We start from the raw sequence: 2,725 nt of genomic DNA, 5'->3' as shown, positions 1-2,725 counted from the left end.
CCGATGCCTACGCGTGGGATGGCGCAGTGCTCTCCGTCACCGGTGACGGCGTGACCATCGCCGGCATGGCGGACCCGACCTCGGCGGCCATGGGCGACGTGCGGGTTGCCGCGGGTGTGGGCGCTATCAACGTGGGCTCGGGCGTGCGCATCGGCACGCTCTCGTTCGCCGAGGCCGCAGCACTTCGCTTGGACGGCGCCGGCAACGAGGTGCAGCTGCTCGATCTAGCGCGGTCCTCCAGCGTGAGCGGCCCTGGCTCCGTCACGTTGGCCGAGGTCACGCTCTCCCTGGACCTGCTGCCTTCGGCCACCGTTACGCTCACGGGCAGCGCGGACGGCATGTCCATCTGGGCCGGGGCCACGCTCGTGCTCGGGCCGGGAGCCAGCCTTGGCAACATCACGCATTTCGGCGGCACCCTCGATCTCTCGCATATCGTGTTCGGCGCACCTGTGCGGGTGCTGGGCTACTCGGTGGGAGGCGATTACACGTCGAACACCATCGTGGCGCCGTTCGGGGCGACGCGCCTGTCCGAGCTCATGACGCTCGACCACCTCTTCGTGAACGGCGGAGATACCGCCATCGTGGAGGACGGGGAGCGCGTGGGCACGCTGCAGGACGACGGCTCGTTTCTCATCACCGCCACGCGCACGGTGACGTTCGCGGGGTGGGAGGGGAAGGTGCTCGCTACCGAGGAAGTGCCGCTGTTCAGCGCGGCGACAGCGCCCGAGGTGGTAGCTCCCGAGGGCTACCGCTTCACGGGATGGGATGTCGATTTCACGCATGTCGTGCAGGATCTGGCCGTAACGGCGCAGTTCGAGAAGCTTCCCGATCCCACGCCGCAGCCCGAGCCGGCTCCCGCTCCGCCGGCGGGCGGGTCAGGGGCGCCCTCTGCTGCTTCGGCATCGACGTCGGTGCCTGCGTCGAGGTACTACCCGGCTCCCAAGAAGCTCGCCGCAACGGGCGATGCAGCCGGTTGGGGGCTCGGGGCAGCCGCAGCGGCCGGCTCCGCTGCGGCTGTTGCGGCGGTCGTGGCGGCTGCGATAGGCAGGCGCCGGGGGTAGGCTGCTTTTCGCAGCCGCGCTACGCCCGACCGCGGCCCAGTTTGCCGGCCACCTTGCCCACGATGTTGCCAACGAACGCTGCTTCCGGCACGCGCAGCTTGATGGCCAGGCCGAACGTCACCGCCAGCGACACTAGGCCGCCGCACGCCACGTAGGCGAGCGCCTGCGGGATGGACCCCGACAGCGGCCCGACGAGCGTCGTGAGCGCGAACAGCACGCCGCCGCCCGCCGCCGCGCCCAGCCCGCCGAACACCAGCGCCACGAGAAACGCCTTCGCCGTGGAACGCAGCCCGAACGGCCCCAGGCGCCGGCGCAGGTACGCGAACAGGCACACGTCGGCCACCACGTAGAACAGCACCTCGCCCACGGCGATGATCTCGATGGGGAAGCTCTCCGCATGCGACGCGCCGAACATCGTGAGCGCCACCTGCGCGGCTCCCGCCACGAAGTTGAACGCCGCGAACACGCCCATCTTGCGCAGGCTCGAGAAGATCTTCTGCAGGTACGTGTTCACGCCGTACACCGGCAGCGCGAACGCCAGCACGCTCATGTACGAGGCGATGGACGCCACGTTCTCCGCCGTGAACGCGCCGGCGCGGAACACGGTGATGAGCGGCAGCGAGAACACCATGAGGTACAGCGCGAAGGGAATCATGAAGAAGAGTATCTGGTTCGTGCCGCTCACGATGCCGCGTTTCACGCCCTTGGCGTTGCCCTCGGCCTGCATGTCGGCCAGCTCGGTGAACATGGCCGTGGTGATGGGCACGGCCAGGAAGGAGTAGGGGAGCGTGAACCACTGGCGCGCGTACAGCAGGATGGACGGCCCGTTGTCGGCGAAGCTGTAGGCCGCCGCGTTCTGCACCGACACCACCGCGAACGAGCACACCATGACGAACAGGGCCGGCACGCCCAGCGAGAGCGTCTCGCGCAGCGCCGGGTCGTGCAGGTTGAGGCGCGGCCGCAGCCGGATGCCGTTGCGGCGCAGCGCGGGCAGCTGGATGGCCAGCGCCACGAACACGCCGAGCGGGTTGCCGATGGCTATGACGTAGAGCGCCAGGTCGGGGTTGCCCGGCGCGAGCGCCGCGTACGTCAGGAACGATGCGATGACCACAATGCTCTGCGCCGCCGGCGCGATGGCCGACCACAGGTAATCGCGGTTCGCGTTGAGCAGGCCCGATATGATGGCCGTGGCGCCGGAGAACACGATCTGGACGGCGAAGAACTGGAAGAAGAACACCGATTGCGCCATGGTGCGCTGGTCGGAGTAGAAGCTCTGCGTGTAGATGAAGAACGACGGGAACGCGATGCAGAGCGCCGACACCGCCGCCAACAGCACCACCACGATGGTGAGCAGGGTGGAGGCGTAGTCGTTCCCCGCCTTCTGCCCCAGCCTCTTCTTCACCGACATATACACCGGCAAAAACGCCGTCACCAGGATGCCGCCTATCACCAGCTCGTAGAGCTGGGAGGGCAGGTTGTTGGCCACCTGGTAGGAGCTGGAGAGCAGCGTGGAGCCCAGCGCGAAGGCCATGGTCCAGGTGCGCACGAAGCCCAGCACGCGCGAGACCATGGTGCACACGCTGATGAGTGCGGCCGACGAGCCCACAGCGGCCGCGTCGCCCTGCTCGGCGGCGTCCGTGCGCGCGAGCGCCGTCTTGTCCACG

2 protein-coding genes are annotated in these 2,725 nt (G+C 68.6%); one reads left to right on the top strand and one right to left on the bottom strand.

The genetic code is table 11. The features are described from left to right. The coding region (locus GPA_RS09910) for a hypothetical protein (protein WP_041239431.1) at positions 1-1,061 on the top strand (1,061 nt) is incomplete at its 5' end. A 19-nt stretch (positions 1,062-1,080) separates the two neighbouring features. On the opposite strand, the gene murJ is transcribed toward GPA_RS09910, so the two are convergent. Then, on the bottom strand, positions 1,081-2,724 hold the full coding sequence (gene murJ, locus GPA_RS09905) for a murein biosynthesis integral membrane protein MurJ (protein WP_049784107.1): 1,644 nt from the start codon (positions 2,722-2,724) through the stop codon (positions 1,081-1,083). Between the last annotated feature and the right edge of the window lies 1 nt (position 2,725).

Source organism: Gordonibacter pamelaeae 7-10-1-b (assembly GCF_000210055.1).
GTDB classification, from domain to species: Bacteria; Actinomycetota; Coriobacteriia; order Coriobacteriales; family Eggerthellaceae; genus Gordonibacter; species Gordonibacter pamelaeae.
The sequence above is the reverse complement of the archived record's forward strand: the minus strand, read 5'-3'. Positions and strand labels throughout refer to the sequence as shown.